At 71.1% G+C, this 26,805-nt stretch carries 27 protein-coding genes; 21 read left to right on the top strand and 6 right to left on the bottom strand.

Annotated elements, in window-relative coordinates:
* Nucleotides 1-307: 307 nt before the first annotated feature.
* Nucleotides 308-1,204, bottom strand: coding sequence for a phosphatase domain-containing protein (locus MILUP08_RS29045; RefSeq protein ID WP_007464547.1), 897 nt, complete (start codon nucleotides 1,202-1,204; stop codon nucleotides 308-310).
* Nucleotides 1,205-1,479: 275 nt separating this feature from the next.
* On the opposite strand from MILUP08_RS29045, the gene rpmE reads away from it, so the two are divergent.
* Nucleotides 1,480-1,704 carry a 50S ribosomal protein L31 gene (gene rpmE / locus MILUP08_RS29040; RefSeq protein ID WP_007464546.1) on the top strand — a complete coding sequence of 75 codons (225 nt, stop codon included), beginning with the start codon at nucleotides 1,480-1,482 and terminating at the stop codon, nucleotides 1,702-1,704.
* Nucleotides 1,705-1,830: 126 nt separating this feature from the next.
* On the top strand, nucleotides 1,831-2,919 hold the full coding sequence (gene prfA / locus MILUP08_RS29035; protein WP_007464545.1) for a peptide chain release factor 1: 1,089 nt from the start codon (nucleotides 1,831-1,833) through the stop codon (nucleotides 2,917-2,919).
* Between the two features lie 93 nt (nucleotides 2,920-3,012).
* Here prfA and MILUP08_RS29030 read toward each other — a convergent pair whose 3' ends face one another.
* Nucleotides 3,013-4,560, bottom strand: coding sequence for a GGDEF domain-containing protein (locus MILUP08_RS29030; protein ID WP_007464544.1), 1,548 nt, complete (start codon nucleotides 4,558-4,560; stop codon nucleotides 3,013-3,015).
* Between the two features lie 72 nt (nucleotides 4,561-4,632).
* On the opposite strand from MILUP08_RS29030, the gene prmC reads away from it, so the two are divergent.
* From prmC to MILUP08_RS29010, 4 genes are all read left to right on the top strand, one after another.
* The gene (prmC, locus tag MILUP08_RS29025) at nucleotides 4,633-5,580 is read left to right on the top strand and encodes a peptide chain release factor N(5)-glutamine methyltransferase (RefSeq protein WP_007464542.1); all 948 of its coding nucleotides are present in this window, start codon (nucleotides 4,633-4,635) and stop codon (nucleotides 5,578-5,580) included.
* On the top strand, nucleotides 5,580-6,227 hold the full coding sequence (locus tag MILUP08_RS29020; protein ID WP_007464540.1) for an L-threonylcarbamoyladenylate synthase: 648 nt from the start codon (nucleotides 5,580-5,582) through the stop codon (nucleotides 6,225-6,227). The genes prmC and MILUP08_RS29020 overlap by 1 nt, the downstream gene beginning before the upstream one ends.
* Nucleotides 6,228-6,839 carry an arsenate reductase/protein-tyrosine-phosphatase family protein gene (locus tag MILUP08_RS29015; RefSeq protein WP_007464537.1) on the top strand — a complete coding sequence of 204 codons (612 nt, stop codon included), beginning with the start codon at nucleotides 6,228-6,230 and terminating at the stop codon, nucleotides 6,837-6,839.
* Nucleotides 6,840-6,945: 106 nt separating this feature from the next.
* The gene (locus MILUP08_RS29010) at nucleotides 6,946-9,060 is read left to right on the top strand and encodes a transglycosylase domain-containing protein (protein ID WP_007464536.1); all 2,115 of its coding nucleotides are present in this window, start codon (nucleotides 6,946-6,948) and stop codon (nucleotides 9,058-9,060) included.
* Between the two features lie 20 nt (nucleotides 9,061-9,080).
* Here MILUP08_RS29010 and MILUP08_RS29005 read toward each other — a convergent pair whose 3' ends face one another.
* The gene (locus MILUP08_RS29005) at nucleotides 9,081-10,544 is read right to left on the bottom strand and encodes an SDR family oxidoreductase (RefSeq protein ID WP_007464533.1); all 1,464 of its coding nucleotides are present in this window, start codon (nucleotides 10,542-10,544) and stop codon (nucleotides 9,081-9,083) included.
* A 35-nt stretch (nucleotides 10,545-10,579) separates the two neighbouring features.
* Here MILUP08_RS29005 and MILUP08_RS29000 point away from each other — a divergent pair, with 35 nt between their 5' ends.
* From MILUP08_RS29000 to MILUP08_RS28940, 13 genes are all read left to right on the top strand, one after another.
* Nucleotides 10,580-11,869, top strand: coding sequence for a serine hydroxymethyltransferase (locus tag MILUP08_RS29000; RefSeq protein WP_007464531.1), 1,290 nt, complete (start codon nucleotides 10,580-10,582; stop codon nucleotides 11,867-11,869).
* A complete protein-coding gene (locus tag MILUP08_RS28995; protein WP_007464529.1) occupies nucleotides 11,862-12,287 on the top strand; it encodes a hypothetical protein in 426 nt (141 codons plus the stop codon). Before MILUP08_RS29000 ends, MILUP08_RS28995 begins: the two co-directional genes overlap by 8 nt.
* Nucleotides 12,288-12,476: 189 nt before the next feature.
* Complete coding sequence (locus tag MILUP08_RS28990) at nucleotides 12,477-12,713, top strand: AtpZ/AtpI family protein (protein ID WP_039908965.1); 237 nt, start codon at nucleotides 12,477-12,479, stop codon at nucleotides 12,711-12,713.
* A gap of 11 nt (nucleotides 12,714-12,724) precedes the next feature.
* A complete protein-coding gene (atpB, locus tag MILUP08_RS28985) occupies nucleotides 12,725-13,522 on the top strand; it encodes a F0F1 ATP synthase subunit A (RefSeq protein ID WP_007464525.1) in 798 nt (265 codons plus the stop codon).
* A gap of 63 nt (nucleotides 13,523-13,585) precedes the next feature.
* Nucleotides 13,586-13,813 carry an ATP synthase F0 subunit C gene (locus MILUP08_RS28980; protein ID WP_007464523.1) on the top strand — a complete coding sequence of 76 codons (228 nt, stop codon included), beginning with the start codon at nucleotides 13,586-13,588 and terminating at the stop codon, nucleotides 13,811-13,813.
* A gap of 28 nt (nucleotides 13,814-13,841) precedes the next feature.
* A complete protein-coding gene (locus tag MILUP08_RS28975) occupies nucleotides 13,842-14,381 on the top strand; it encodes a F0F1 ATP synthase subunit B (protein ID WP_007464521.1) in 540 nt (179 codons plus the stop codon).
* Entirely contained in the window at nucleotides 14,381-15,202 is an 822-nt protein-coding gene (locus MILUP08_RS28970; protein ID WP_007464518.1) for a F0F1 ATP synthase subunit delta, read from the top strand. Before MILUP08_RS28975 ends, MILUP08_RS28970 begins: the two co-directional genes overlap by 1 nt.
* A gap of 141 nt (nucleotides 15,203-15,343) precedes the next feature.
* A complete protein-coding gene (gene atpA, locus MILUP08_RS28965) occupies nucleotides 15,344-16,996 on the top strand; it encodes a F0F1 ATP synthase subunit alpha (protein ID WP_007464516.1) in 1,653 nt (550 codons plus the stop codon).
* 4 nt (nucleotides 16,997-17,000) lie between these two features.
* Nucleotides 17,001-17,930, top strand: coding sequence for a F0F1 ATP synthase subunit gamma (locus tag MILUP08_RS28960; protein ID WP_007464515.1), 930 nt, complete (start codon nucleotides 17,001-17,003; stop codon nucleotides 17,928-17,930).
* The gene (gene atpD / locus MILUP08_RS28955) at nucleotides 17,930-19,366 is read left to right on the top strand and encodes a F0F1 ATP synthase subunit beta (RefSeq protein ID WP_007464513.1); all 1,437 of its coding nucleotides are present in this window, start codon (nucleotides 17,930-17,932) and stop codon (nucleotides 19,364-19,366) included. Before MILUP08_RS28960 ends, atpD begins: the two co-directional genes overlap by 1 nt.
* 219 nt (nucleotides 19,367-19,585) lie before the next feature.
* Complete coding sequence (locus MILUP08_RS28950; RefSeq protein ID WP_039906785.1) at nucleotides 19,586-20,728, top strand: LCP family protein; 1,143 nt, start codon at nucleotides 19,586-19,588, stop codon at nucleotides 20,726-20,728.
* Nucleotides 20,729-20,817: 89 nt separating this feature from the next.
* Complete coding sequence (locus MILUP08_RS28945) at nucleotides 20,818-21,099, top strand: F0F1 ATP synthase subunit epsilon (protein ID WP_007464510.1); 282 nt, start codon at nucleotides 20,818-20,820, stop codon at nucleotides 21,097-21,099.
* A 12-nt stretch (nucleotides 21,100-21,111) separates the two neighbouring features.
* Nucleotides 21,112-21,567 (top strand): DUF2550 domain-containing protein, encoded by a 456-nt coding sequence (locus MILUP08_RS28940; RefSeq protein ID WP_007464509.1) that lies wholly within the window; start codon nucleotides 21,112-21,114, stop codon nucleotides 21,565-21,567.
* A 378-nt stretch (nucleotides 21,568-21,945) separates the two neighbouring features.
* On the opposite strand, the gene MILUP08_RS28935 is transcribed toward MILUP08_RS28940, so the two are convergent.
* Nucleotides 21,946-22,518, bottom strand: a complete 573-nt coding sequence (locus MILUP08_RS28935; protein WP_007464508.1) for a cob(I)yrinic acid a,c-diamide adenosyltransferase — start codon at nucleotides 22,516-22,518, stop codon at nucleotides 21,946-21,948.
* Here MILUP08_RS28935 and murA point away from each other — a divergent pair.
* On the top strand, nucleotides 22,517-23,959 hold the full coding sequence (gene murA / locus MILUP08_RS28930) for a UDP-N-acetylglucosamine 1-carboxyvinyltransferase (protein ID WP_039906782.1): 1,443 nt from the start codon (nucleotides 22,517-22,519) through the stop codon (nucleotides 23,957-23,959). The two genes, MILUP08_RS28935 and murA, sit on opposite strands and share 2 nt — an antisense overlap.
* 24 nt (nucleotides 23,960-23,983) lie before the next feature.
* Here the strand turns inward: murA and MILUP08_RS28925 are convergent, their stop codons facing one another.
* Nucleotides 23,984-24,532 (bottom strand): RNA polymerase sigma factor, encoded by a 549-nt coding sequence (locus MILUP08_RS28925; RefSeq protein ID WP_007464506.1) that lies wholly within the window; start codon nucleotides 24,530-24,532, stop codon nucleotides 23,984-23,986.
* A 44-nt stretch (nucleotides 24,533-24,576) separates the two neighbouring features.
* Here MILUP08_RS28925 and MILUP08_RS28920 point away from each other — a divergent pair, with 44 nt between their 5' ends.
* Nucleotides 24,577-26,022 carry a serine/threonine-protein kinase gene (locus MILUP08_RS28920; protein ID WP_063827236.1) on the top strand — a complete coding sequence of 482 codons (1,446 nt, stop codon included), beginning with the start codon at nucleotides 24,577-24,579 and terminating at the stop codon, nucleotides 26,020-26,022.
* Here MILUP08_RS28920 and MILUP08_RS36155 read toward each other — a convergent pair.
* Nucleotides 26,013-26,648, bottom strand: a complete 636-nt coding sequence (locus MILUP08_RS36155) for a hypothetical protein (protein WP_167626073.1) — start codon at nucleotides 26,646-26,648, stop codon at nucleotides 26,013-26,015. The genes MILUP08_RS28920 and MILUP08_RS36155 overlap by 10 nt on opposite strands.
* Nucleotides 26,649-26,805: the final 157 nt, after the last annotated feature.

The following is a 26,805-nucleotide window of genomic DNA, read 5'->3' as shown; positions in this document are numbered from 1 at the left end:
ACCAACGACGAAGGGGCACGGCCGCTGTGGCCGTGCCCCTTCGTCGTGTGCCGCCCCCGGCCCGTGCCGCCCTCACCCGCCACGGCTCGCCGGCTCGCCACCCGGTGCTGCCCACATCGCCCTTTGCTCTGCTTCAATCCACGCACCACTTAACGGCCCGCACTGTTGCGTGCGTTGAAGCAGAGCAAAGGGCGTGCAGGAGGGTGGTCGGCCGACATCGCGACGGCGCCCTGATCGGTCGCCGGCACAACGGTTCCGCCCACCATCCACGACGGACGGATGCCGCAGCCCTCGCGGAACTCGCGCGTCAGAAGTCGCCGTCGGCCACCTGGAAGACGGTGAGGCCGAGGGCCCGCCACATCTGGACCACCTGGGCACGGTCGTCGAAGACCCCGACCACCCGGTAACGGTCCCGGATCTCCCGGTCGTAGATCTCCCGTTTGACGATCGAGTCCTTCCGGGTGTCGCCGACGGCGCGCAGGTGCAGGCCGAGACAGGGGACTCGGACGTGTCGGGCCAGCCACGCCTCGGTGGCCGGTCGGGCCGAGGCGTCCCGCCCGGAGCAGAAGACCACCCCGTACCCGGCCGCGTGCATGGCCCGGACCGCCGCGATCACCGCCGGGTTCGGCTCGTCCTGGCCCACCCGGGTCATGTCGTACGGGCTGCGGGACACGGCCAGCGCGACGGTGCCGTCGATGTCCACCAGAACGATCTCCGGCGGTTCGGACGACTGTGGGTGCACGGCGGCGGGTCCTCCCGTGCGGGCCTGCGGCACGGGAAGGGGCAGGGCCCGCCCCTCCAGGTACCGCTCGTGCAGCCGACGGATCGCGTCCGCGCCCACCTGCTCGGCCGCCGGGCGGGCGGCGTCGCGGCGCAGGCACTCGTCCAGCGGTACGTCGGTGAAGTCGTGCACCTCGAAATCCGCGCCGTGTCGGGCTGCCAGCTCGGCCCAGCCCCGCAGGGTGCGGGCGCGCAGGTTGGTGTCGTCCACGCAGACGTCCGCCCGAGCCCGCAGCAGCGCCTCCACCTGGGCCCGCTGCACGACAGTCACCTGTGCCTCGGCCCACTGCGTGAACAGCCGTTCGCCGTGCAGCATCCTGCGCAGGTCGTCCCGGTTGACCCGCACCACGGACGGCTGGAGCGTACGGGCGAAGGTGGTCTTGCCCGAGGCGGGCAGCCCTCGGGTCGCGATCAGGCGGGTCATCGGCGCACCTCCGGCTCGACAGGCGTACCCCCGGCGGGGTACACGGCGGCGGTACCCAGGGTGCGCGAATGCCCCGGCAGACGGCGGGAATGCGGACGGGTGGGCACGTGTTGACGATGCCGGACGAGGTGTGCGGCCCGCTTGCCGGGTCGGCTCAGGCCCATGGCACACTGGTCAATCGGCCACCGGTTCCGGTTCACGCCCGAGCCCGTCGCGTACGGCGCGACGAGTGATGACGGCGACCCGGCGACCACCAACGAGAGGACCGAGGCGAGATGAAGGCAAACATCCACCCGGAGTACGTGACCACCGAGGTCAGCTGCTCCTGCGGTAACACGTTCACGACCCGCAGCACCGCCAAGGGCGGGGCGATCCACGTCGAGACCTGCAGCGCCTGCCACCCGTTCTACACCGGTAAGCAGCGCGTTCTCGACACCGCCGGCCGGGTCGCGAAGTTCCAGCAGAAGTACGCCAAGGTTCAGGCCAAGAAGGCCAAGTAACTCCCCGTTCGGCGCCCGTGTCCGGTTTTCCACCGGACACGGGCGCCGTCCGCGTTCTGCCTGTTTCCGCCCGGCGTCCGGCCTTCGAGTCGGCCGGTGTCGCATCCTCGAAGGAGCATCCGCAGCATGAGCAGCGAGCGTCTGGCCGGCCTCCTCGACGAGTACGCGGAGCTGGAGAAGCGGCTGGCCGACCCGGCCATCCACGCCGACCAGGCCACCGCGCGCCGGGTGGGTCGCCGCTACGCCGCGCTGGTGCCGCTGCACAAGGCCGCCGCCGAGCTGGAGCAGGCGCGCGCCGACCTGGCCGCGGCCCGCGAGCTGGCGGCCGAGGACCCCTCGTTCGCGGCCGAGACCGAGGCGATCGCCGGGTCCCTGCCGGTGCTGGAGGAGCGCCTCGCCGAGCTGCTCATCCCGCGTGACCCGCACGACGCCAAGGACGTGATCGTCGAGATCAAGGCCGGTGAGGGCGGTGAGGAGTCGGCGCTGTTCGCCGGCGACCTGCTGCGGATGTACACCCGGTACGCCGAGCGGCACGGCTGGATCACCGAGGTGATCGACGCACAGGACTCGGACCTCGGCGGAGTCAAGGACGTCTCGCTGTCGATCAAGACGAAGGGCGTGCCCGAGGGCGGGAACGGCGTCTGGTCGCGGCTCAAGTGGGAGGGCGGCGTGCACCGGGTGCAGCGCGTCCCGGTCACCGAGTCGCAGGGCCGCATCCACACCAGCGCGGCCGGGGTGCTGGTGCTGCCCGAGGCCGAGGACGTCGACGTCACCATCGACGCCAACGAGCTGCGCATCGACGTGTTCCGGTCGTCCGGGCCGGGCGGCCAGTCGGTGAACACCACCGACTCGGCGGTACGGATCACCCACCTGCCGACGGGCATCGTCGTCTCCTGCCAGAACGAGAAGTCCCAGTTGCAGAACCGGGAGCAGGCGATGCGGATCCTGCGGGCCCGGCTGCTCGCCGCCGCGCAGGAGCAGGCCGACGCCGCCGCCTCGGACGCCCGCAAGGCGCAGGTGCGCACGGTGGACCGCTCGGAGCGGATCCGCACGTACAACTTCCCGCAGAACCGGATCACCGACCACCGGATCGGCTACACGGCGTACAACCTGGATCTGGCGCTCGCCGGCGACCTGGACGGGGTGCTGGACGCCCTGGCCGAGGCCGACCGTGCCGCCCGGTTGGCCGGCGACACCGAGCTGACGCGCCGCTGACCCTGCCGTCGCCGGCCTGCCCGGCGGGCCGGCGCGGAGCCGGGGTCGCGGACGCCGCCGCCTCCTCGCCCGGTCCGGCGCGGCCGCCGGCGGTCAGCTGGCGCGGGGGCGTGACTTCGCGCGCAGCATCTCCCGGTCGGCCTGCTCGAAGGCGACGCTGAGCGCGTCGCGCAGCCCGCCGCCCCCGGAGACCTCCGCGAAGCCGATGCTCACCCCGACCGGGGTGCCGGGCACCAGGGACTCCCAGTCCTCGTTGCGCACCGCCGCCTCGATCCGGCGGGCCACCTCGGCGGCCTCGGTCATGCCGGTCTCCGGGAGCACCACCACGAACTCGTCCCCGCCGTAGCGGGCCACGAAGTCACCCCGGCGCATCACCCGGTTGATCACCCCGGCGATGCGTTGCAGCACCAGGTCGCCGGAGTGGTGCCCGTGGCGGGTGTTGACCGCCTTGAAGCCGTCCAGGTCGCAGACGCCGATGACCACCCGTTCGCCCCGGGTGACGACTGCGGTGATGTAGCGCTCCAGCCGACGGCGGTTGGGCAGCCCGGTGAGCGGGTCGGTGAGCGCCTCGCCCTCGTACCGTGCCGCCTCCCGACGCATCTCCTCGTGGTCGATCCGGGCGGCGATGCCGTCGATGTAGACGTCGCGCAGCCGGTCGTTGCGTTGCGCGGCGAGCCGGAACGCCAGCCGGTCGGCACGGTGCGCCGCCGCGTGGTCGCCGGCGCGGGCCAGCGCGATGCTGCGCAGCCGGGCCGGCTCGGCCGCGCCGAGCGTCTCGGTGGACACCCGGATGGTGTCCAGCCGGGCGACCGCCTCGATGGGCCGACCGTCCGCGACGGCCAGGCAGACCATGCCGAGCTGTCGCATGTCCCGCGCCCGGGCGCTGTCCCCGCCGTGGCTGAGCAGGTGGGACGGCTCGGCCTCGCCGTTCGACTCCAGCGGGTCGCCGAGCGCGGCCTGCCGCGCGGCCGAGTAGCCGTACGCGGCGAGGCTGCTCGGCCGCAGTCGGCCGGCCCGCCCGCTGCGGACGAACCGGGCCAGGTCGGCCGCCACGTCCCGCAGCACCCGCAGGCAGCCGTCGCTGTCCCCGTTGTGGTCCAGCGCCACGGCGTTGCGCAGCCGGATGCCCGGCGCGGCGAAGGTCTCCTCCGGGATGCCTGCGGTCAACCCGAGCTGCCGGGCGCGTTCGATCGCGCCCAGGGCGTAGCCGTGGAAGCTGAGGTAGCTGTAGGCCATCGCGAGGTCGTGCCAGCCCCATGCGGTGTCCCGGTCCGGGTCCTCCACGGCGCTGAGCGCCCGAGCGGCCTTGACGAGGTGGGTGACACAGCGGTCCAGTGCGCCCTGGTGGTGCGCGGCGAGCGCGGCCAGCGCGTTGAGGTGCCCGTGCAGGTAGGGCTCGGCGAGATCGCGAACGGCCGCCGACGCCTCCTCGATGGCGCGCGTGAACTCCGCCGTACGACCGAGATTGATCAGCGCAGAGAGACGCTGCACCAGGGCGTCCGCGCGGGCCGCCGGGTCGGTGGTGGTGCGGATCACCCGCTCCAGCAACGCGTACGACTCCGCGGAGCGACTTGCTTCTTGCAAAGCCCGCGCCTGCGTGAGGGTGTCAACCTGGTCCTCGACCCGGTCGAGCCAGCCCACCCACAACCTCCTGCCGTGTGCGTCTTGACGCACCCGTTCGTGGCGTCGTCCGTGACGCCTCATGATTGTCGCGTGACCACTCTGCCGCAACACCCCCCCGAAGGGACAGGCCGTACCCGTCCGTCCGCCGCGGTCGCCCGCGCGGCGCGGACGCTCGCCGCCGCCGGGGTGGGCCCGGCGCGCGTGGAGGCCGAGCTGTTGGCGGCGTACGTGCTGGGGGTGCCCCGGGGCCGGCTGGCGCTCGCCGACGACCTGAACGACGCCCAGCTGGCCCGGCTCGACGAGCTGATCGGCCGTCGTGCCGGCCGGGAGCCGTTGCAGCACCTGACCGGTCGGGCGGGTTTCCGGCACCTGGAGCTGGCGGTCGGTCCGGGCGTCTTCGTGCCCCGCCCCGAGACGGAGTTGCTGGCGGGCTGGGGGGTCGAGCAGGGGCGGGGCAGACCTGGGCCGCTGGTCGTGGATCTGTGCAGCGGCACCGGCGCGATCGCCCTGGCGGTGGCGCAGGAGCTGCCCGGCGCGCGGGTGATCGCGGTCGAGCGGTCCCCGGCGGCGCTGGCGTGGCTGCGCCGCAACGCGGCCGAGCGGGCCGCCGCGGGCGACCGGCCGATCGAGGTGGTCGAGGCCGACGTGACGGCGCCGGACCTGCTGGCCGACCTGGTGGGGCGGGTGGACGTGCTGCTCTGCAACCCGCCGTACGTACCGGTGGAGGTGGTGGTGCCGCCGGAGGTGGCCGCGCACGATCCGGCGGAGGCGGTCTTCGGCGGGGCGGACGGTCTGGCGGTGATCCGACCGGTGATCAGCCGGGCGGCGGCGCTGCTGCGCCCCGGCGGTGTCATCGGGGTCGAGCACGACGAGACGCACGACGTGGCGGTACCGGCGTTGTTCGCCTCCGACGGCCGGTTCGAGGCCGTCACGGAGCATCCGGACCTCACCGGCCGCCCTCGCTACGCCACCGCGTCCCGACGGGCGGACGGCCAGCACACCGCGCCCGGGCCGGCGTGGCAGACTGACTCCTCGTGATGCTCTACGACTGCCGATCGCCCGCCGATCGGGACCGCGGCATCGCTGCGGCCATCGAGGCGGTCAAGAACGGCGAGCTGGTCGTCCTCCCGACGGACACGGTCTACGGGATCGGCGCTGACGCGTTCACGCCCTACGCGGTCAAGGCGCTGCTGGACGCGAAGGGCCGGGGCCGGCAGATGCCGCCGCCGGTGTTGATCGGTTCGCGCCACACCCTGGACGGGTTGGTCTTCTCGCTGCCCACGGCAGCACGGGACCTGGTGGAGGCGTTCTGGCCGGGTGCGCTGACGATCGTGGTCGAGCACTCGCCGAGCCTCCAGTGGGACCTGGGCGACAAGACGGGCACGGTGGCGGTGCGGATGCCGCTGCACCCGGTGGCCCTTGAGGTGCTGCGGGAGACCGGCCCGATGGCGGTCTCCTCGGCCAACAAGACGGGCCAGCCGGCGGCGGTGACCGCCGAGGAGGCGCGTGACCAGCTCAGCTACTCGGTGCGCGCGTACCTGGAGGCCGGGCCCTGCCCGGATCCGGTGCCGAGCACGATCGTGGACCTGACCGGCGAGGTGCCGCAGTTGCTGCGGGCCGGCGCGATCCCGCTGGAGAAGCTGCGCGACGTCGTTCCGGATCTCGTCGACGTCCAGGGGGCCTGAGTGCCCCCGTTCACCGTCCTGCACGTCTGCATGGGCAACATCTGTCGTTCGCCGATGGCCGAGCGGCTGCTGGCCCTCGCGGTGCGGGAGCGGTTGGCCCGGCGTGCGCAGGACCCGGCCGGCGCCGAGGAGCTCGTGCACAGCCACAGCGCCGGCACCGGCGGCTGGCACGCGGGCGAGGAGATGAACCCGCCGGCGGCGCGGCAGGTCATCGACCGGGGCGGGGCCGTCGAGGGGTTCGCGGCCCGCAAGCTGCGCTCGGACCACATCGACGCCGCCGACCTGGTCCTGACGGCCACTGCCGACCAGCAGGAGTACGTGGTGGCGCTCCGCCCGGACGCGGCGGCCCGCACCTTCGTGCTTGGTGAGTTCGGCCGCCTGCTGGCCGCGGTGGACGCCGCCGCGTTGCCGGCGGCGGAGGCGACCCCGGAGGCGGTGTACGCCCGGGGCATGGCCCTGGTGGCGGCGGCGCACGACAGCCGGCTGGGCGCCTCGGCGCTGCCCACCGACGATCTCGACGATCCCTGGGGTCGCGGCGACCAGTGCTTCACCCGGGTCGCCGACGAGATCGAGGAGACGGTCCACCCGCTGGCCGCCGCGCTGCTGCCCTGAGCGTCGTGCGAGTTTCCTCCGGGTTTGGGGAAAACCAGGGGCCAAAGGGGCGTTCCGGGTCATTCTGAACGGGTCCTAGCGTGACCGGCTCCTGCGGGGAGAGCTGATGATCCGGGCCCGACTCGACAAACTGCTGACCGTGGTGATCGCCGGCGTGCTGGCCGGGCTGGTGCTGGCCGGGGCCGCCCTACCCGCGGCCCTGGTCCTCGGAATCGGCTTCAGCGCCCTGTCCACGCCCTACTCGGAGCTGCCCAGCACGCTGCGCACGCCACCCACCGCCCAGCGCTCCAACCTCTACGCCAACGACGGCGCCACCCTGATCACGTCCTTCTACCAGGAGGACCGGGTGGACGTTCCGCTGCGCGAGGTCGCCCCGGTGATGCGGCAGGCCATCGTGGCCGCCGAGGACGTCCGGTTCTACCAGCACAGCGGCGTGGACCTGCGCGGTGTGGTGCGCGCCTTCACGGTGAACAAGCGGGACGGCAAGACCCGGCAGGGCGCCTCCACCCTGACCATGCAGTACGTCCGCAACGTGCTCAGCAGCGACCCCCGGCTGACCGAGCGGCAGCGCCAGGCGGCCACCGAGGTCACCACCGCCCGCAAGCTCCAGGAGATGCGGTACGCGCTGGCGCTGGAGCGGGAGCTGAGCAAGGAGGACATCCTCACGCGCTATCTCAACATCGCGTACTTCGGCGCCGGGGCGTACGGGATCGCGGCGGCCAGCAAGCGCTACTTCTCCCGCTCGCCGGCCGAGTTGACCCTGGCCCAGGCCGCGATGCTGGCGGGGCTGGTCCGCTCGCCGGACAGCGACGACCCGATCAACGGGGACGCCGACAGCGCCCTGGGGCGACGGACGTACGTGCTCGAACGGCTGGTGGAGACCGGTCAGGTGCCGGCCGACGCGGCGGCGGTGGCGCAGGCCGAGCCGTTGCAGTTGCGGCCCAGCGAGACGCCGAACGACTGCACGGGGGTGCCCGAGGGGCACAACGACTGGGGCTTCTTCTGTGACTGGTTCACCCGCTGGTGGAGCAGCCAGTCGGCGTTCGGGTCGAGTGCCGACGAGCGGCAGCGCACGTTGCGCCGGGGCGGCTTCTCCATCGTCTCGTCCCTGGACCCGGCGGTGCAGCAGGCCACCACCGAGCAGGTGCTGAAGATCTACCGCCCGACCGAGGGGCGGGCGGTGCCGACCGCCGTGGTGCAGCCCGGCACGGGCCGGGTGCTGGCGATGTCGGTGAACCGCACCTACAGCGTCGCGGACAACCCGGTCGGGCAGAAGAACCACCCGAACACGGTCAACCAGCTCGTCGCCGGTGGCGGGGCCATCGACGGCTACCAGGGCGGTTCGACGTTCAAGCTCTTCGCCATGCTGGCCGCGCTGGAGTCCGGACTGCCGCTGTCGACCGAGTTCACGGCGCCGACCCAACTGCTCACCCGGTTCCCGGTGACGGGGGCGGGAAGCTGCGACGGCCGCTGGTGCCCGTCGAACGCCAGCCCCTCGTCGATGGACGGCCCCCGCACCATGTGGACCGCGTTCGGCCGGTCGGTGAACACCTACTTCGCCTGGCTGACCGAGCGGGTCGGCGCCGACCGGGTGGTGGAGATGGCCGAGCGGCTCGGCATCGTGCTGCGCGCCGACTCCGACGAGCGGCTGGCCCGCTACGGCGCGAAGAACTGGGGCCCGTTCACCCTGGGCGTGGCCGCGACGACCCCGCTGGACCTGGCGACGGCGTACGCCACGGTGGCGGCCGAGGGGACCTGGTGCGCGCCGCTGCCGGTGGTCTCGATAAGCGACTCGGCCGGTCATCCGGTGGACGCCGCCAAGCCGGACTGCCGGCAGGTGCTCGACACCGACGTGGCGCGGGCGGCGGCGGACGCGGCCCGCTGCCCGATGGGCGACCAGTCGATGTACGGGCGGTGCGACGGCGCCACCGCGCCCGACCTGCGCGCCCGCCTGGGCCGCCCGGTGGCCGGCAAGACCGGCAGCTCCGAGCGGTACGAGACGGAGACGGTGGTGGCCTTCACCCCGCAGTTGGCGGTCGCCTCGATGGCGGCCAACCCCGACGACCCGCGCGACGCGGTCGGTCAGGCGGTGCAGGCCCGGATGGTGACCGGGGTGGGGGAGGTGCTCCGCGTCGCCCTGCGCGACCAGCCGGTCCGCGACTTCGTCCCGCCGAGCGAACGCGCCGCCTTCCAGACGACCGGAGCCCGCACCGGAAACTGACCCGGCCGAGGCGGGGTGGGTCAGGGGGTTTGCTCGGCGTTGCGGGCGATGTTGCGGGCCATGCCGCCGAAGACCACGGCGTGGAACGGTGCCACCGACCCCCAGTAGGCGTGGCCGGCCAGTCCACGGGGCAGGAAGACCGCGCGCTGCTGGTAGCGGCTGCGCCCGCCGTCGACGGGCACCGCCCGCATCTCCAACCAGGCGCGGCCGGGCAGTCGCATCTCCGCGCGCAGCCGCAGCAGCTCGCCCGGGACGATCTCCTCCACCCGCCAGAAGTCCAGCGCCTCGCCGACCTGCAGACGGTGCGGGTCACGCCGGCCCCGCCGCAGCCCCACACCGCCGACCAGCCGGTCCAGCCAGCCGCGCACCGACCAGGCCAGGGGGAACGAGTACCAGCCGTGCTCGCCGCCGACGCCCTCGATGACCCGCCACAGCGCCGCCGGTGACGCGTCCACAGTTCGCTCCCGGACGTCGGTGTACGCCGTGCCGCCGGACCAGTCCGGGTCGGTGGGCAGCGGTTCGGCGGGCGCGTCCGGGCCGCTTGCGTTGGACCAGCGGGTCTCCACCTGGGCGTCGCGCACCTTGGCCAGCGCCAGCGCCACCGCGTCGTCGAAGCCGGTGAGGCCGCCCGGTGGGTCGGGCACGTACCTGGCGATGTCGTGTTCGTGCGCCACGGCCTCGTGGATCAGGCTCTCCACGAGTGGGCGGGCGATGGCGTTCGGCACCGGGGTGATCAGCCCGACCCAGTGCGAGGACAGCGACGGGGTGAGCGGTCGGACCGGCACGATGATCCGCCGGCGCAGGCCGGCCACCCGGGCGTACCGCTGCATCATCTCGCGGAAGGTCAGCACGTCCGGCCCGCCGATGTCGAAACCGCGACTGACCTCGGCCGGCAGTGCGGTGCAGCCGGCCAGGTAGCGCAGCACGTCGCGGACCGCGATCGGCTGGATCCGGTTGCGGACCCAGCGGGGAGTGATCATGGCGGGCAGTCGCTCGGTCAGGTAGCGCAGCATCTCGAACGACGCCGAGCCGGATCCGATGATCACCGCGGCGCGGAGCACCGCCGTGGGCACCCCGCTGGCCAGCAGGATCCGGCCCACCTCGGCGCGGGACCGCAGGTGCGGGGAGGGCACCTCCGCGTCGGACGCCGGCTCCGGGCCGCCCAGGTAGACGATCCGGCGTACGCCGGCCGCGCGCGCCGCCGCGGCGAAGTTGGTCGCCGCCGCCCGGTCGGCCGCCTCGAAGTCGGACCGGCCCAGCGAGTGCACCAGGAAGTACGCGACGTCCACGTCGGCGAACGCGGTCGGCAGCGTCTCCGGGCGACTCAGGTCTCCCTCGACGATCTCGGCCGCGGAGGCCCAGGGCACGTCGCGCAGCCGCACCGCCTTGCGGGCGAGGCAGCGCACGGTGTGGCCGTCGGCGAGCAGCAGCGGCGTCAGCCGCCCGCCGATGTATCCGGTAGCGCCGGTGACGAGGCATCTCACAGCTCCCAGTCTGCGGCCCCCTAGACTCGTTCGCTGTGGAGACCGAGACGAGCACCTTCTGGGGGCCGGATTTCGCGCAGCTCAGGGCCACCGATCCGGAGATCGCCGGGGTGGTCCTCGGCGAGCTGGACCGGTTGCGCGGCGGCCTGCAGCTCATCGCCAGCGAGAACCTGACCTCACCGGCGGTGCTGGCCGCGCTCGGCTCGACGCTCACCAACAAGTACGCCGAGGGCTACCCGGGCCGGCGCTACTACGGCGGCTGCGCCGAGGTGGACCGGGCCGAGGAGATCGCCATCGCCCGGGCCAGGGAGCTGTTCGGGGCCGAGCACGCCAACGTCCAGCCGCACTCGGGGGCGAGCGCCAACCTGGCCGCGTACGCCGCGCTGGTGCAGCCGGGGGACACGGTGCTGGCCATGGACCTGCCGCACGGCGGGCACCTGACCCACGGCAGCCGGGTGAACTTCTCCGGCAAGTGGTTCCGCCCGGTCGGTTACCCGGTCCGGCCGGACACCGAGTTGATCGACTACGACGAGGTTCGTGACCTGGCCCGGACGCACCGGCCCAAGCTGATCATCTGCGGGGCCACCGCGTACCCCCGCCTGATCGACTTCGCGCGGTTCCGGGAGATCGCCGACGAGGTCGGCGCGTACCTCATGGTGGACGCCGCGCACTTCATCGGCCTGGTGGCCGGGCGGGCGATCCCGTCCCCGGTGCCGTACGCCGACGTCGTCTGCGCCACCACCCACAAGGTGCTGCGCGGGCCGCGCGGCGGCATGATCCTCTGCCGCGAGTCGCTGGCCCAGCGGATCGACAAGGCGGTCTTCCCGTTCACGCAGGGCGGTCCGCTCATGCACGCGGTCGCGGCGAAGGCCGTCGCGCTGCGCGAGGCGGCCCAGCCCGAGTTCCAGACGTACGCCGGCCAGGTGGTCCGCAACGCGCAGGCGCTCGCCGCCGGGCTGGCCGACGAGGGGATGCGCCCGGTGTCCGGCGGCACCGACACCCACCTCGCCCTGATCGACCTGCGGGAGGTGGGCGTGACCGGCGCGGAGGCCGAGGCCCGCTGCGACGCCGCCGCGATCACGCTCAACAAGAACGCCATCCCGTACGACCCGCAGCCGCCGCTGGTGGCCTCGGGGCTCCGGGTGGGCACGCCGAGCGTCACCACCCAGGGCATGCGCGAGGGTGAGCTGCGGCAGGTGGCCGCCCTGATCGCCCGCGCGGTGCGCACCGATCCCGGGGCGCCGGGTGGCGTCGACGAGCTGACCCGGATCGGCGCCGAGGTGGCCGAGCTGGCCGCGGCCTTCCCGGCGTACCCCCGTGGCTGAGCCCGTGGTGGTCGATCCCGACGCCGACCGGCGGTGGCGGCTGCGGCACCTGCCGGTGTTGTTGGCCGCGTCGGTGGGGCTGGCCGTGGTCGCCGCGGTCGTGGGTGCGGTGACCGGCGGCGTGACCGCCGCGCTCGGCGCGGCGGCCGGCGTGGGCGTCACGGTGTTCAGCTACACACTCACGACAGTGGTGCTGGCCCGGGCCGACCAGATCAACCCGCAGCTGCTGCTGCCGCTGGGGCTGGGCCTGTACGTGCTGAAGTTCACCCTGTTGGGTGTCGTGCTGGTGGCGGTGGCCTCGACCGGTTGGCCCGGGTTGATCCCTCTCTGCCTCGGCATCGTCGCCGGGGTGGCAGTGTGGACGGCGGTGCACCTCTGGTGGCTGACCACGGTGCACGCTCGTCGACCGCAGGGCTGACCTGCCGCTCGGCCGGTCGTCCCAACCATCGGACGCGCGGGAACGTGTCGGCCTCCGGTCATTCTCCGACGGGCGGAAGGGGAGTAGCGTGCCCACAGACGACGCGAGCCCCGAGATGCCCACACAACGATGGTTGTGCGGGGGGTGAGGCACAGCCTCGTCTTCCCGGCTGATATCGTTCGCCCCGTCATGGCTGATGACCAAACCCCCCGTCCCCCCGGTCAACCGGACGACTATCCGTCCGGCGCCGGGCAGGGTTGGACCGCGCTCAGCTACCTCGTCGGAGGCATGCTCGTGTGGGGTTTCATCGGCTGGCTGGTCGACCAGTGGCTCGACACCGGTGGCGTCGCCACCGGCATCGGCTTCGTGCTCGGCATGGCTGGGGGAGTCATCCTGGTCATCCGCCGACTCGGCACGCCTACTTAGGAAGGGACGCGGTGTTCGGACAGGCGAACGTCCTGGCAGCTGGCCAGGCGGAATTCCCACCCAGTGTGGAGGACTTCTACCTGCCCAGCATCCTGCCCTGGGGTGCACACGACTCGTACTGGGTCACCAAGTTCACCTTGATGATCTGGATCGCGGTCGGCGTGCTGATCATCTTCTTCCTGGCGACCTACCGGAACCCCAAGCTGGTGCCGACCAAGAAGCAGTGGTTCGCCGAGTCGATCTACGGCTTCGTGCGCAACAACATCTCGGTCGACATGATCGGGCACCAGGGTGTGCGATTCGCTCCTTACTTCACGACGCTCTTCTGCTTCGTGTTGGTGACGAACGCGTTCGCGATCATCCCGTTGTTCCAGATCTCACCGAACTCGCACATCGCCTTCCCGGCGATCCTCGCGGTGATCAGCTACGTGCTGTTCAACTACATCGGCATCCGGCACCACGGCTTCGGGAAGTACTTCAAGCACGCCCTGATCCCGCCGGCACCGTGGTACATCCTGCCGCTGCTGATCCCGATCGAGGCGTTCTCGACCTTCATCATCCGGCCGTTCTCGCTTGCCGTTCGTCTCTTCGCGAACATGTTCGCCGGCCACATGCTCCTGCTGGTCTTCACGCTCGGCGGCTTCGCGATGCTCAACGCCAACGCCTGGCTGGCACCGGTCTCGGTGGTGTCCTGGGTGATGACCGTGGCGCTGACCCTTCTCGAGGCGCTGGTCATCGTCCTGCAGGCCTACGTCTTCACCGTGCTGAGCGCCAGCTACATCCAGGGCGCGCTCGCCGAAGAGCACTGATCCACGCACCAACCGTTGTCGTCCCGCGTGAGAGTCACGCGTGATAACCAGGAGGAACCACTAATGGACGTTCTCGCCGCGGTAAATGGCAGCACCGCCGCCATCGGCTACGGTCTCGCGGCCATCGGCCCGGGCATCGGCGTCGGCCTGGTCTTCGCCGCCTACATCCAGTCGACCGCCCGGCAGCCCGAGTCCTCGCGGATGACCCTGCCGTACGTCTGGATCGGCTTCGCCGTCATCGAGGCGCTCGCGCTGTTCGGCATCGCCTTCGGCTTCATCTGGGCCAAGTAGTACCCGCCCCTCGACCGGGAGGTCACCCATGTTCATCCTTGCCGCTGAGGGTGGTGAGTCAGGCCACAACCCGATCATCCCGATCGGGCAGGAGATCGTGGTCGGCACGATCGCCTTCGCCGTGCTCTGCTTCGTGCTGATGAAGTTCGTCTTCCCGCGGATGGAGCAGACGTTCCAGGCTCGGGTCGACGCGATCGAGGGCGGCATCAAGCGCGCCGAGGCCGCCCAGGCCGAGGCGAACCAGCTGCTCGAGCAGTACCGTGCCCAGCTCGCCGAGGCCCGCACCGACGCCGCCAAGATCCGGGACGACGCGCGGGCCGACGCCGAGGGGATCCGGCAGGACATCCTCGCCAAGGCGCGGGAGGAGTCCGACCGGGTCATCCAGGCCGGCAAGGACCAGCTCGCCGCCGAGCGGGCCACCATCGTGCGCGAGCTGCGCGCCGAGGTCGGCACGATCGCGGTGGACCTGGCCAGCAAGATCGTCGGCGAGTCGCTTGCCGACGAGGCGCGGCGCAAGGGCACCGTCGACCGGTTCCTGAGCGGTCTCGAGAGCACGGGGGCCCGCTGATGCAGGCCGCCAGCCGGGAGTCGTACAAGGTCGCGGCCGAGCGCCTCGACGCGTACGTCCGCGGCGCGGAGCCGTCGGCGGTGACGTCCACCGCCGACGCCATCCTCTCCGTGGCGGGCCTGCTGCGGCGCGAGCCGCGGCTGCGCCGGGCCCTGTCCGAGCCGGCTCGCTCCGGCGCGGACCGGGGCGCCCTGCTCGGCGACATGCTGGGTGGGCGGATCGGCGCCGACGCTCTCGACCTGCTCGTGACGCTGGTGTCCGGCCGTTGGTCGGCACCGTCGGAGCTGCTCGACGGCGCCGAGCGCCTCGGCGTGGAGGCGCTGCTCGCCAGCGCCGACAAGTCCGGCGAGCTGGGCGAGGTCGAGGACGAGCTGTTCCGCTTCGGTCAGGTCGTGTCGGGTCAGTCGGCGCTGAGCAACACGCTTGCCGACCCGGTCGCCCCGGTCGAGCAGCGGGCCACCCTGGCCCGCGAGCTGCTCGCCGACAAGGCCCGTCCGGTCACCGTCCGCCTCGTCGAGGTGGCGTTGGGCGGGTTCGGCGGCCGCTCCTTCAGCGGGGCACTCACCCGCCTGGTGGAGCTCGCCGCCGAGCGACGCGACCGGCAGGTGGCGTACGTGACCGTCGCAGCCCCGTTGAGTGACTCCGACGAGCGCCGACTGGGAGCGAGCCTCAGCGCGATATACGGTCGAGAGGTCTCCGTCAAGCAGACGGTCGACCCCCTCGTCCTGGGTGGCGTGAGCGTTCGGGTCGGTTCCGACCTGTACGACGGCACCATCCTGCGCCGCCTCAACGAGACCCGCAACGCGCTCGCGAAGCGCTGAGCGGCTCCGCCGCCCGGCGGTTGAGCGGCCTCGCCGCCCAGCTCTGGGGCGGCTGGACCGCGCAGCGCCCGGAATGACAGACGCCATTCGGACCGGTCGGTACTAGGTATCCCGGGCCCCTGAATTTTAAGGAAGCAGAGGATGGCCGAGCTGACCATCTCGACGGAGGAGATCCGCGGCGCCCTGGAGCGCTACGTCTCCTCCTACTCGTCCGACGTCTCCCGCGAGGAGGTCGGCACCGTCGCCGACACCGGCGACGGCATCGCCCACGTCGAGGGCCTGCCCTCGACCATGACCAACGAGCTCCTGGAGTTCGAGGACGGCACGCTCGGCGTGGCGTTGAACCTCGACGTCCGGGAGATCGGTGTCGTCGTTCTCGGTGACTCCGCCAAGTTGGAGGAGGGGCAGCGCGTCAAGCGCACCGAGCGGGTTCTCTCCGTTCCGGTCGGCGACGCCTTCCTCGGCCGCGTGGTCGACGCGCTCGGCCAGCCCATCGACGGGCTCGGTGACATCGCCAACGAGGGCTTCCGCGAGCTGGAGCTGCAGGCTCCGAACGTGATGTCCCGCCAGTCGGTGTTCGAGCCGCTGCAGACCGGCATCAAGGCCATCGACGCGATGACCCCGATCGGTCGGGGTCAGCGTCAGCTGATCATCGGCGACCGCAAGACCGGCAAGACCACTGTCGCCCTGGACGCCATCCTCAACCAGCGGGACAACTGGCGCACCGGCGACCCGAAGAAGCAGGTTCGCTGCATCTACGTCGCCATCGGCCAGAAGGCCTCCACCATCGCCTCGATCAAGGGGCAGCTGGAAGAGGCCGGCGCGATGGAGTACACGACCATCGTGGCCTCCCCGGCGTCCGACCCGGCCGGCTTCAAGTACCTGGCTCCGTACACCGGCTCGTCCATCGGGCAGCACTGGATGTACGGCGGCAAGCACGTCCTGATCGTCTTCGACGACCTGAGCAAGCAGGCCGAGGCGTACCGGGCCGTGTCGCTGCTGCTGCGTCGCCCGCCGGGCCGTGAGGCGTACCCGGGTGACGTCTTCTACCTGCACTCCCGCCTGCTGGAGCGCTGCGCGAAGCTCTCCGACGAGCTGGGTGGCGGCTCGATGACCGGTCTGCCGATCATCGAGACGAAGGCCAACGACATCTCGGCCTTCATCCCGACCAACGTCATCTCGATCACCGACGGCCAGATCTTCCTCGAGACGGACCTGTTCAACCAGGGCGTCCGGCCGGCCATCAACGTCGGCACCTCGGTCTCCCGGGTCGGTGGCGCCGCGCAGGTGAAGCCGATGCGGAAGGTCGCCGGTTCGCTGCGGCTCAACCTGGCCCAGTACCGCGAGCTGGAGGCGTTCGCCGCCTTCGCCTCCGACCTGGACCGGGCCTCCCGGGCCCAGCTGGACCGTGGTGTCCGCCTGGTCGAGCTGCTGAAGCAGCCGAACTACTCGCCGTTCCCGGTCGAGCAGGAGGTCGTCTCGGTCTGGGCCGGCGTCGAGGGCAAGCTGGACGACATCCCGGTGGGTGACGTGCGGCGCTTCGAGGCGGAGTTCCTCCAGTACCTGCGGCACAAGCACGAGGGTGTGCTTGCCGGTATCGCCGACAACCAGTGGGGCGACGACATCGTCGGCTCCCTGGAGGCGGCGATCACCGAGTTCAAGCAGGTCTTCCTCGGCAAGGCCGACGAGCGCAAGGTCAACGACGCGCCGGCGCAGCCGCTGGAGGGTGACCAGAACCGCGAGACGGTGACCCGCTTCCGCGACGGCACGACCGACCGCCCGGCCGAGAGCTGATCCGATGGCGGCCCAGGTACGCGTTCTTCGTCAACGGATCCGCTCGGCGAAGTCGATGAAGAAGATCACCAAGGCGATGGAGCTCGTGGCGACGAGCCGGATCGCCAAGGCCCAGGCCCGGGTGCAGGCGTCCCTGCCGTACGCCCAGGCCATCACCGGTGTGCTCACGGCGCTGGCGTCCAACGCGCGGATCGACCACCCGCTGCTCACCCCGCGCGAGCGGGTGCGGCGGGCGGGCGTCCTGCTGGTCACCAGCGACCGTGGCCTGGCCGGCGGTTACAGCTCCAACGCGATCCGGATGGCCGAGTCGCTGATCGCCCGGCTCAAGGCGGACGGCAAGGAGCCGGTGCTCTACGTCATCGGACGTAAGGGCGTCGGGTTCTACCGGTTCCGCGACCGGCCGATCGAGGCGAACTGGACCGGCTTCAGCGAGCAGCCGTCGTTCGAGGACGCCCGTACCGTGGGTGAGACGCTGATCAAGGCGTTCACCGCCGGTGCGGACGACGTCGACGGCGGGGCCGGTGCGGACGGGGTGCTCGGCGTCGACGAGTTGCACATCGTCTACACCGAGTTCCACTCGCTCATGACGCAGACCCCGGTCACCAAGGTGATCGGTCCGATGCAGGTGGAGGACCGGCCGCGCTCCGAGGGGCTGCTGCCGGCGTACGAGTTCGAGCCGGAGGCGGAGGCGCTGCTCGACGCGCTCCTGCCGAGGTACATCAACACGCGGATCTACGCGGCGTTGATCGAGTCGGCGGCGAGTGAGTCGGCGTCGCGTCGGCGGGCGATGAAGAGCGCCACCGACAACGCCGAAGACATGATCGACAAGTACACGCGTGAGATGAACTCGGCCCGCCAGGCCGGGATCACCCAGGAGATCAGCGAGATCGTCGGCGGCGCCAACGCGCTGGCCGCGTCGGGAAGTGAAGTGTGATGACTGCCCCAGTAGAGACCAAGACGGCCACGGGTCGCGTGGTCCGGGTCATCGGCCCGGTCGTCGACGCCGAGTTCCCGCGCGACGCCATGCCGGCCCTGTTCAACGCGCTCAACGTCAGCGTGAACCTGTCCGGCGGTGAGAAGACGCTGACCCTGGAGGTCGCCCAGCACCTGGGTGACAACCTGGTCCGCGCGATCTCGATGCAGCCGACCGACGGCCTGGTCCGTGGCGCGGAGGTGACCGACCGCGGCGAGCCGATCACCGTTCCGGTGGGCGACGCCGTCAAGGGCCACGTCTTCAACGCCATCGGCGAGTGCCTCAACCTCACCGAGGGTGAGACCATCCAGGCCGACGACCGGTGGGGCATCCACCGCAAGGCCCCGGCCTTCGCCGACCTGGAGCCGAAGACCGAGATGCTGGAGACCGGCATCAAGGTCATCGACCTGCTCGCCCCGTACGTCAAGGGCGGCAAGATCGGCCTGTTCGGCGGCGCGGGTGTGGGCAAGACGGTGCTCATCCAGGAGATGATCACCCGGGTGGCCCGCAACTTCGGTGGTACCTCGGTGTTCGCCGGCGTGGGTGAGCGCACCCGTGAGGGCAACGACCTCATCGCCGAGATGACCGAGTCCGGCGTCATCGACAAGACCGCGCTGGTCTACGGCCAGATGGACGAGCCGCCGGGCACCCGGCTGCGGGTGGCGCTCTCCGCGCTGACCATGGCGGAGTACTTCCGGGACGTGAAGAAGCAGGAGGTGCTGCTCTTCATCGACAACATCTTCCGCTTCACCCAGGCCGGTTCCGAGGTCTCCACGCTGCTCGGCCGCATGCCGAGCGCCGTGGGTTACCAGCCGACCCTCGCGGACGAGATGGGCGAGCTCCAGGAGCGGATCACCTCCGTCCGGGGCCAGGCCATCACCTCCATGCAGGCGATCTACGTGCCGGCGGACGACTACACCGACCCCGCTCCGGCCACCACGTTCGCCCACCTGGACGCGACCACCAACCTGGAGCGGTCGATCTCCGACAAGGGCATCTACCCGGCCGTGGACCCGCTGGCGTCCTCGTCCCGGATCCTCGCCCCGGAGTTCGTCGGCCAGGAGCACTTCCAGGTCGCCACCGAGGTGAAGCGGATCCTGCAGCGCTACCGCGACCTGCAGGACATCATCGCCATCCTCGGTATCGAGGAGCTCTCCGAGGAAGACAAGATCACCGTGCAGCGCGCGCGGCGGATCGAGCGCTTCCTCTCGCAGAACACCTACGCGGCGGAGCAGTTCACCGGCGTGCCGGGCTCGACGGTCCCGATCAAGGAGACCATCGAGGCGTTCCGCAAGATCAGCGAGGGTGAGTACGATCACTTCCCCGAGCAGGCGTTCTTCATGTGCGGCGGTCTCGAGGACCTGGAGCGCAAGGCTGAGGAGCTGATGAAGGGCTGACAGCCTGGAATCCGTACCGCAAAAGACTGCCCCGGCAATGTCGGGGCAGTCTTTTGTTCATCTTCGCGTCTTACCATCGTCGCGGTCCGTTACTCGTGGTCGTCGGTGCGGCGGCACGCGAGATACGGTCGGTCCGCGCGTTCACCTGAACGAGCGCTGACTTCTGCAACCTTTCGACGACGTGCGCCCGTCTCATCTTCGTGGGCGTAACGAACGGAGATGCGCGTGGGTAAGGCCGGCAAGCGTGGCCGCAAGTCGTCTGTCTGGCGGGGCGTACCGCGCTGGGCCAAGGTGTGCACCATCTTCGGCATGGTGCTGACCGTGCTCAGCGGCGGGGTGCTCGTCGGCACCGAGGTGCTGATGGCCCGCTACGAGGGCGCCGTCGGCAAGGCCGACCTCTTCGGTGACCAGGCGGCGGGCGCCAAGGAGAAGAAGAGCGAGATCAAGGGCCCGCTCAACCTCCTGCTGGTCGGCATCGACCCGCGTACGCCGACGGCGGCGCCGCTGGCTGACTCGATCATGGTGCTGCACGTGCCGGCCTCGATGGACCGGGCCTACCTCTTCTCGCTGCCGCGCGACCTCTACGTCGACATTCCGCCGTTCAAGAGGGCCAACTTCCCCGGCGAGAAGACCAAGATCAACGCTGCGATGTCGTTCGGCAGTCAGGTGCCCGGCAAGAACCCCGACGCGGCGCGAGGGTTCGAGCTGCTGGCCACCACAGTCCAGAACGTGACAGGCATCAAGCGGTTCGACGCCGGTGCGATCATCAACTTCACGGGCTTCCAGAAGATCGTGGACGCGATGGGTGGCGTCGACATGTACGTCGAGCGGGACGTGAAGTCCGAGCACAAGCAGCCGGACGGGACGGCCCGGCAGGGCAACCCGCACGGCTACGGCTACATCGGCCCGCAGGCGCTCTACAAGAAGGGCAACCACCACCTCAGCGGGTGGCAGGCCCTGGACTACGTCCGCCAGCGCTACGAGCGGAACGGTGTCCCGGACGCCGACTACGGCCGGCAGCGCCACCAGCAGCAGTTCGTCAAGGCGATGGTCGGGCAGGCCTTCAGCGCCGACGTGGTCGCCAACCCGATCAAGCTCGACAAGGTGCTCCGCGCCGCCGGCCAGTCGCTGATCTTCAACGGTCGGGGCAACAGCGTTGTCGACTTCGGGCTCGCCCTGAAGAGCATCCGGCCGAACACCATCCAGATGATCAAGCTGCCCGGTGGTGGGCTCTTCGAGGGCAAGACCTACAAGGGTGAGCAGTTCCAGGCAGGCGTCCCGGACTTCTTCACCGCCCTGCACAATGAACAACTGGACCCGTTCCTGCTGGAGCACCCGGAATTCCAGAACAAGACCAAGTAGCCGTGGCGCAGCTCTCCCCACCCGGCTTGGGGTGGGCCCGGCGTCACGACTAGACTTTCGGCAATCCGTCGCCGCAGCAAGGAGACAGCGTGGCACAGCAGCTTCACGTCGAGCTCGTCGCCGTCGAGGAGAAGGTCTGGTCCGGTGAGGCCGAGATGGTCGTCGCCCGGACCACCGAGGGTGAGCTCGGTGTCCTGCCGGGGCACGCGCCGCTGCTCGGCCAGCTCGCCGAGCCCGGCGAGGTCCGCATCAAGCTGGCCGGCGGCGAGCAGGTCTCGTACGAGGTGGCCGGCGGCTTCCTCTCGGTGAGCGCCGAGGGCGTCACCGTGCTGGCCGAGAGCGCAACCCCGGTTTCCGCGCAGAGCCGCTGAGTCACGCCGGGGATGGAGATCGTCGAAGGGATCGGGATCGGCGTCGCCGTCATCCTCGTCGCGCTTCTCGTGCTCTTCGTCCGGCGGGCCGTCGTCACCCGCAGCGGTGGCATCATCCGGCTCAGCGTCCGGGTCACCACAGTGCTCGACGGGCGTGGCTGGTCACCCGGCTTCGGCCGGTTCGCCGCTGACGAGCTGCGCTGGTATCGAATGTTCAGCTTCGCGCTCCGGCCCAAGCGGGTTCTCTCCCGCAAGGATCTCGCGGTCGAGCGCCGGCGGTTGCCCGAAGGGCAGGAACGGCTCTCCATGCCGGCCGACTGGGTGATCCTCCGCTGTACCAGTCAGCACGCACCGGTGGAGATCGCCATGGCGCGATCGACCGTGACCGGTTTCCTCTCCTGGCTCGAGGCCGCCCCTCCGGGGGCGGTCTCGCCGCGTCTGGCCTCCCAGGACTGGCCGGCTGCCTGAGGCTGCTTCGAGCGGCCTGAGGCGGTCCCTTGGTCGCGCTTGGGGTTCCGGGGGATCCCGCCGGGCCGTCCGTGGTCGCGCTTGGGGTTTCCGGGGGAGCCCGCCCGGCTCCGGGCGGTCAGGCTTGATCCCTGCGCCGGGCGGGCTCCCCCGGAAACCCGTCGTTGCCGCTGTGCGTCGGTCCGGCGCTGTTTTCATCACCTGCCGTTACTGGTGCGGCTGAGTTCCGCCTTTTCGGCGTTGATCGACTCGGTTTTCTTGAATCCGGGGTGTCCTGTGGTCTGGATGCCCCGATTTTCATGAACGCGAGTCGATCAAGCGCGTGCCACGCGTGGTGGCCGCGAGATTGGGAACCCCCCACCCGTACGGCGCACACGGTCAGCGCTTGCCGCCCGGCACCCATAGCACATCGCCCGCCGGATTTGCCGTTCTTGACAGGATAAAGAGCAGATCGGAGAGCCGGTTGAGATACTTTGCCGGGAGCGGGCTGGTCCGGTCCGGATCGTGGCTGACCAGCGCCCACGCCGCCCGCTCCGCACGCCGGGCGGTGGTCCGCGCCACGTGCAGCAGCGCCGCGCCCGCGGTGCCGCCGGGGAGGATGAAGGAGTCGAGCTTGCTCAGGCGTGCGTTGTACTCGTCGCACCAGCCCTCCAGGCGCTCGACGTACTCCTCGGTCACCCGTAGCGGCGGGTACTTCGGCTCCGGCTCGACCGGGGTGGACAGGTCGGCGCCCACGTCGAACAGGTCGTTCTGGATCGACCCGAGCACGCCCCGCAGCTCCTCGTCGAGGTTGCCCAGGGCCAGTGCGACGCCGATCGCCGCGTTGCACTCGTCGACATCCGCGTACGCGGCGATCCGTGGATCGGTCTTCGGGACCTGCTCGTTGTTGCTCAGCCTGGTCATGCCGGCGTCGCCGGCCTTGGTGTAGATGCGCGTGAGGTGGACGGCCATGACGCACAGCCTACGGATACCGGACCTGACGATCCCCGCGCGGCCGGACGCCACGGCCGGCTGGCCTGCCGTGGTGGGCCCCGGCGACGCCGGTGATCCGGCGGTCAACGACGTCGACGTCATCCGGGTCTGCGGCGCAGCCCGACTGACGGGCACCGTGCACGTCGTCGGTGCCAAGAACTCGGCGCTGAAGTTGATGGCCGCCGCGCTGCTCGCCCCGGGTCGAAGCGTGATCACCAACGTTCCGCGGATCACCGACATCGCGATCATGGGGGAGGTGCTGCGGCGGCTGGGCTGCGACGTCCGGTTCGACGCGGACGACCCCGTCGACCCGATGGTGGCCCGGGGTGGGGCCGCCCGGTCCCGCTCGGTGACCATCGACGTGCCGGAGCAGCCGGGCGCGGAGGCCGACTACGACCTGGTCCGGCGGCTGCGCGCGTCGATCTGCGTGCTGGGCCCCCTGTTGGCTCGCCGAGGGTACGTGCGGGTGGCCCACCCCGGCGGCGACGCGATCGGGTCGCGCGGGCTGGACATGCACATCTCCGGGCTGACCCGGATGGGCGCGGAGATCTCCGGCGAGCACGGCTTCGTCATCGCCGAGGCCCCGCACGGACTGCGCGGCGCGGACATCGTGCTGGACTTTCCCAGCGTGGGCGCCACCGAGAACCTGGTGATGGCCGCGGTCCTGGCCCAGGGCTCCACGATGATCGACAACGCGGCCCGGGAGCCGGAGATCGTCGACATCTGCACGATGCTCAACGAGATGGGCGCGCGGATCTCCGGCGCCGGCACGTCCACCCTGCGGATCACCGGCGTTCCCGGTCTGCGGCCGGTGCGGCACGCCACCGTGGGGGACCGGATCGTCGCCGGCACCTGGGCGTTCGGCGCCGCGATGACGCGCGGCGACGTCACGGTGACGGGGCTGGACCCGGCCTACCTGGAGGTCGCCCTGGACAAGGTCGTCGCGGCCGGCGGCCTGGTCGAGACGCGGGGAGACGGCTTTCGGGTACGGATGGACGACCGGCCCCGGGCGGTGGACGTGGTGACGCTGCCGTACCCCGGCTTCGCCACCGACCTGCTGCCGATGGCGATCGGGCTCGCGGCGGTCAGCGACGGCGCCTCCCTGATCACGGAGAACATCTTCGACGGCCGGTTCATGTTCGCCAACGAGATGATGCGGCTCGGCGCGGACATCAAGACCGACGGGCACCACGCGGTGGTCCGGGGGCGGGGGCGACTCTCCGGCGCTCCCGTGCGGGCCACCGACATCCGCGCCGGGGCCGGGTTGATCATCGCCGCGCTCTGCGCGGACGGACCCACCGAGGTCTCGCATGTACACCACGTCGACCGGGGGTACCCGGACTTCGTGGCCGACCTGCGGGCGCTCGGTGTGGCCGTCGAGCGGGGCACCACCCCGGACGAGCCGTCGCTGGAGATCTGAGGCTCCGCCGCGGCTTTCGCGGTCTCAGGTGGCCTGGAGCGAGGCGCGCACGTGCCGTCGTGCGTCGTGGATGCGTGACTTCAGGGTGCCGACCGGGATGGCGAGGTGGTCGGCGATCTGGTCGTAGGTCAACTGGCACAGGTCACGCAGCACCAGCGGGGCGACCAGTTCGGGTCGGTGCGCCTCCAGCCGTTCCAGAGCGTCCAGCAGGTCGAGTCGGGAACCCGCGATCACGCTCGTGGTGCGCGGGTCGGCGGCGTCGAGTGGCAGCACCGGAGTGGACTGCTCGTCGGCCCGGCGCTTGAGGCTGCGATACGTCTGCCGGGCGCAGTTGGCCGTGACGATGTGCAGCCAGGTGGAGAACTTCGACCGACCGGCGAAGCTGTCGATCTTGCGAGCGACCTGCAGGAGGGCGTCCTGGCACGCCTCTTCGGCGTCCTGCCGACAGGGGAGCAGCCGCAGGCACTGACGCATGACCTGGGGGCCGATCCTGCTCAGCAACGCATCGAGTGCGGCGGCGTCGCCCCTGGCTGCACGACCGGCGAGCTCCTCGATATCAAGATCGTCTGGCATGCTCAGGCCCCGTTCCTCAGCGTCTTGTCGGCCATAATACGGGCGTGTCAGTACCCGCCAAGATCGGCCGATACCGCGTTGTCCGACGTATCGGTTCCGGAGCGTTCGCCACCGTGTGGCTCGGTGCCGACGATGCTCTGGACGCTTCCGTCGCCATCAAGGTGCTGGCGGACAACTGGTCGTACCACGCCGATCTGCGGGAGCGTTTCGAGCAGGAGGCGCGGATCATGCGGCGGACGGATTCCAGCCTGCTCGTGCGCGTGCTCGACGTCGGTGAGCTGCCCGACGGTCGGCCGTACCTGGTGATGCCGTACGCGGCCGGTGGCACCCTCGCGGATCGACTCGTCTCGGGGCCGATGCCGGTGCGCGAGGCGCTGCTCGTCGCGGCCGACATCGCCAGCGCCGTCACGGTGCTGCACGAGGCCGGCGTGCTGCACCGGGATCTCAAGCCGTCCAATGTGTTGTTTCAGCCGGCCGCCGACCGGGATCGGGTCCTCGTCGCCGACCTTGGCCTGGCCAAGGCGCTCGCCAACGCGTCGGGCTTCACGATCGCGGCCGGCACGCCCGGCTACATGCCGCCCGAGCAGGCCACCGCCGGCGGTGGCCTGGACATCCGTGCGGACGTGTACGCGATCGGCGCGACGACCTACCACATGTTGACCGGTCGCCCGCCCCAGCCGGCATGGTCCAGTGGCAGCCGTACTGGCAGGTCCGGGCGTTCCCTTCCCCGCCCGTCCCAGCTTCGGCCCGGAGTTCCCTCCGAAGTGGACGACGTGGTGCGGCGGGCGCTGCATCCGGACCCGCGGCAACGCTGGGCGTCCGCCGCGGCGCTGCTCGAGGAACTGCATCGGGTCATCGCGTCGATGGAGCGGGACGCGGGCCGTGGCCGGTTCGTACGGCAGCTGGGGCGGGTCGTCGGTGTCGGGGTCGCACTTACCGCTGTGCTGGCGACGACGGGTTCCAGTTCCACGCTGCCGGCACGGTCGGGGTGGGTTCGCGTACACGATGACTCTGGTGCTCTTTCGGTAGCGGTGCCGGCGAGCTGGGCCGGTCAGGTGAAGGACGCCGGCTGGGACCCTTCGGTGCTGCGACTGTCCGCAGGCCAGGCGCCGGGTCTTGTGGTCGCCCCGGATCTGGACGTCTGGCCGGATCCGGCGAGCGGGATGCCCGGTGTCTTCGTCGGCGCGAGCAGGACCCTGCTCGCCGGTGGTCCGGCGCCGGCGTTACCCAGCCACACCTCGTGCGTCCCGCAGCCCGACCGGACCGTGGACGTGGGCGGTAACCGGGCGCTGGTACGGCGGTGGACATCGTGTGCCGCCTCGGTCTCGTTCAGCGAGGTGGTGTTCGCCGTTCCGCAGCGCAGCTTCGGGGTCTACGTGCAGATCAAGCAGGTCGGCGACGCGGACCTGACCGACGAGATCCTGGCCGGCCTGCGGATCTCCAGCTCACTGGCACCGCAGGCCGGCCGTTTCGGGTCCGCCTACTCGTAGCAGTCCTGGTTCCTGAACTGCAGGGTCAGCGAGGTGACCTTGCCGTTCCTGGTCGCGATGCGGTAGGACGCCTTGTCGTTACCGGGGACCGTCACGTAGCCGCGGGCGTTGGCCGCCTCCGCACCTTCGGCGGCCTTGTAACCCGGGTACATCCGAAGCATCTCGGCGCTCGACATGCCGATGCGCGCTCCCTCGGGCGTCTTGATGCCGGGCCACACGCTGATGGCGGCGACTCCCAGGGTCGGCGAGAGGGTGATGGTCCCCTCTTCGGCAGGGGCGGCACGCAGGAATGACACCCCGCAGCGGCCCGTGGTGTCGAACGGGCGCACCATCCCGGTCGCGGTGGCCTGCTGACGGGTCATCCCGAGCTTCAGCGAGCCGATGCCCTTCGGGCCCAGGACGAGCGGAGCGGCGCTGGTGGCGCTGCTCGACGGCCGGGCGGACGGCGAAGGCGGCGTGGACGACGGAGACGGGGTGGACGGGCTGGGAGTGTCGGTGGTGGCCGCGGCGGTCGTCGGCGCGGGCGAGCCGGCCGGCGCGGCGTTGCCGCTCTGGTGTGCGGGTGACGAGCACGCCGCGACGAGCAGGAGGCAGGTGAGGGTTCCGACCATGGACGTTGCGCGCATCATGAGCTCCTGGCTGACTGCACTTGTTGGTTGTCGTAGGGTTCGATGCACCCGCGCGGAAGTTTGTTCGCTCTGGAAAGTCGTGCATCCGTCACAGGGGCACGGAATGGGGTAGGCCACGCCCTCCGGAGCGCTTAGTCATCGTTCAGGCTCGCCG

This window comes from Micromonospora lupini str. Lupac 08 (assembly GCF_000297395.2).
GTDB lineage: Bacteria > Actinomycetota > Actinomycetes > Mycobacteriales > Micromonosporaceae > Micromonospora > Micromonospora lupini.
This window is presented reverse-complemented; position numbering and strand designations above follow the sequence as displayed.

Bases quoted from the DNA above. Each gene is read 5' to 3' on its own strand.
- MILUP08_RS28975 (WP_007464521.1), top strand. From the start codon at position 13,842: ATGTTCATCCTTGCCGCTGAGGGTGGTGAGTCAGGCCACAACCCGATC.
- MILUP08_RS28950 (WP_039906785.1), top strand. From the start codon at position 19,586: ATGCGCGTGGGTAAGGCCGGCAAGCGTGGCCGCAAGTCGTCTGTCTGG.
- MILUP08_RS36155 (WP_167626073.1), bottom strand. From the start codon at position 26,648: ATGCGCGCAACGTCCATGGTCGGAACCCTCACCTGCCTCCTGCTCGTC.
- MILUP08_RS28980 (WP_007464523.1), top strand. From the start codon at position 13,586: ATGGACGTTCTCGCCGCGGTAAATGGCAGCACCGCCGCCATCGGCTAC.
- MILUP08_RS28925 (WP_007464506.1), bottom strand. From the start codon at position 24,532: ATGCCAGACGATCTTGATATCGAGGAGCTCGCCGGTCGTGCAGCCAGG.
- MILUP08_RS29020 (WP_007464540.1), top strand. From the start codon at position 5,580: ATGCTCTACGACTGCCGATCGCCCGCCGATCGGGACCGCGGCATCGCT.
- MILUP08_RS28935 (WP_007464508.1), bottom strand. From the start codon at position 22,518: ATGGCCGTCCACCTCACGCGCATCTACACCAAGGCCGGCGACGCCGGC.
- prfA (WP_007464545.1), top strand. From the start codon at position 1,831: ATGAGCAGCGAGCGTCTGGCCGGCCTCCTCGACGAGTACGCGGAGCTG.
- MILUP08_RS29045 (WP_007464547.1), bottom strand. From the start codon at position 1,204: ATGACCCGCCTGATCGCGACCCGAGGGCTGCCCGCCTCGGGCAAGACC.
- atpD (WP_007464513.1), top strand. From the start codon at position 17,930: ATGACTGCCCCAGTAGAGACCAAGACGGCCACGGGTCGCGTGGTCCGG.
- MILUP08_RS28960 (WP_007464515.1), top strand. From the start codon at position 17,001: ATGGCGGCCCAGGTACGCGTTCTTCGTCAACGGATCCGCTCGGCGAAG.
- MILUP08_RS29010 (WP_007464536.1), top strand. From the start codon at position 6,946: ATGATCCGGGCCCGACTCGACAAACTGCTGACCGTGGTGATCGCCGGC.
- MILUP08_RS28970 (WP_007464518.1), top strand. From the start codon at position 14,381: ATGCAGGCCGCCAGCCGGGAGTCGTACAAGGTCGCGGCCGAGCGCCTC.
- rpmE (WP_007464546.1), top strand. From the start codon at position 1,480: ATGAAGGCAAACATCCACCCGGAGTACGTGACCACCGAGGTCAGCTGC.
- atpA (WP_007464516.1), top strand. From the start codon at position 15,344: ATGGCCGAGCTGACCATCTCGACGGAGGAGATCCGCGGCGCCCTGGAG.
- MILUP08_RS28940 (WP_007464509.1), top strand. From the start codon at position 21,112: ATGGAGATCGTCGAAGGGATCGGGATCGGCGTCGCCGTCATCCTCGTC.
- MILUP08_RS28990 (WP_039908965.1), top strand. From the start codon at position 12,477: ATGGCTGATGACCAAACCCCCCGTCCCCCCGGTCAACCGGACGACTAT.
- murA (WP_039906782.1), top strand. From the start codon at position 22,517: ATGACGCACAGCCTACGGATACCGGACCTGACGATCCCCGCGCGGCCG.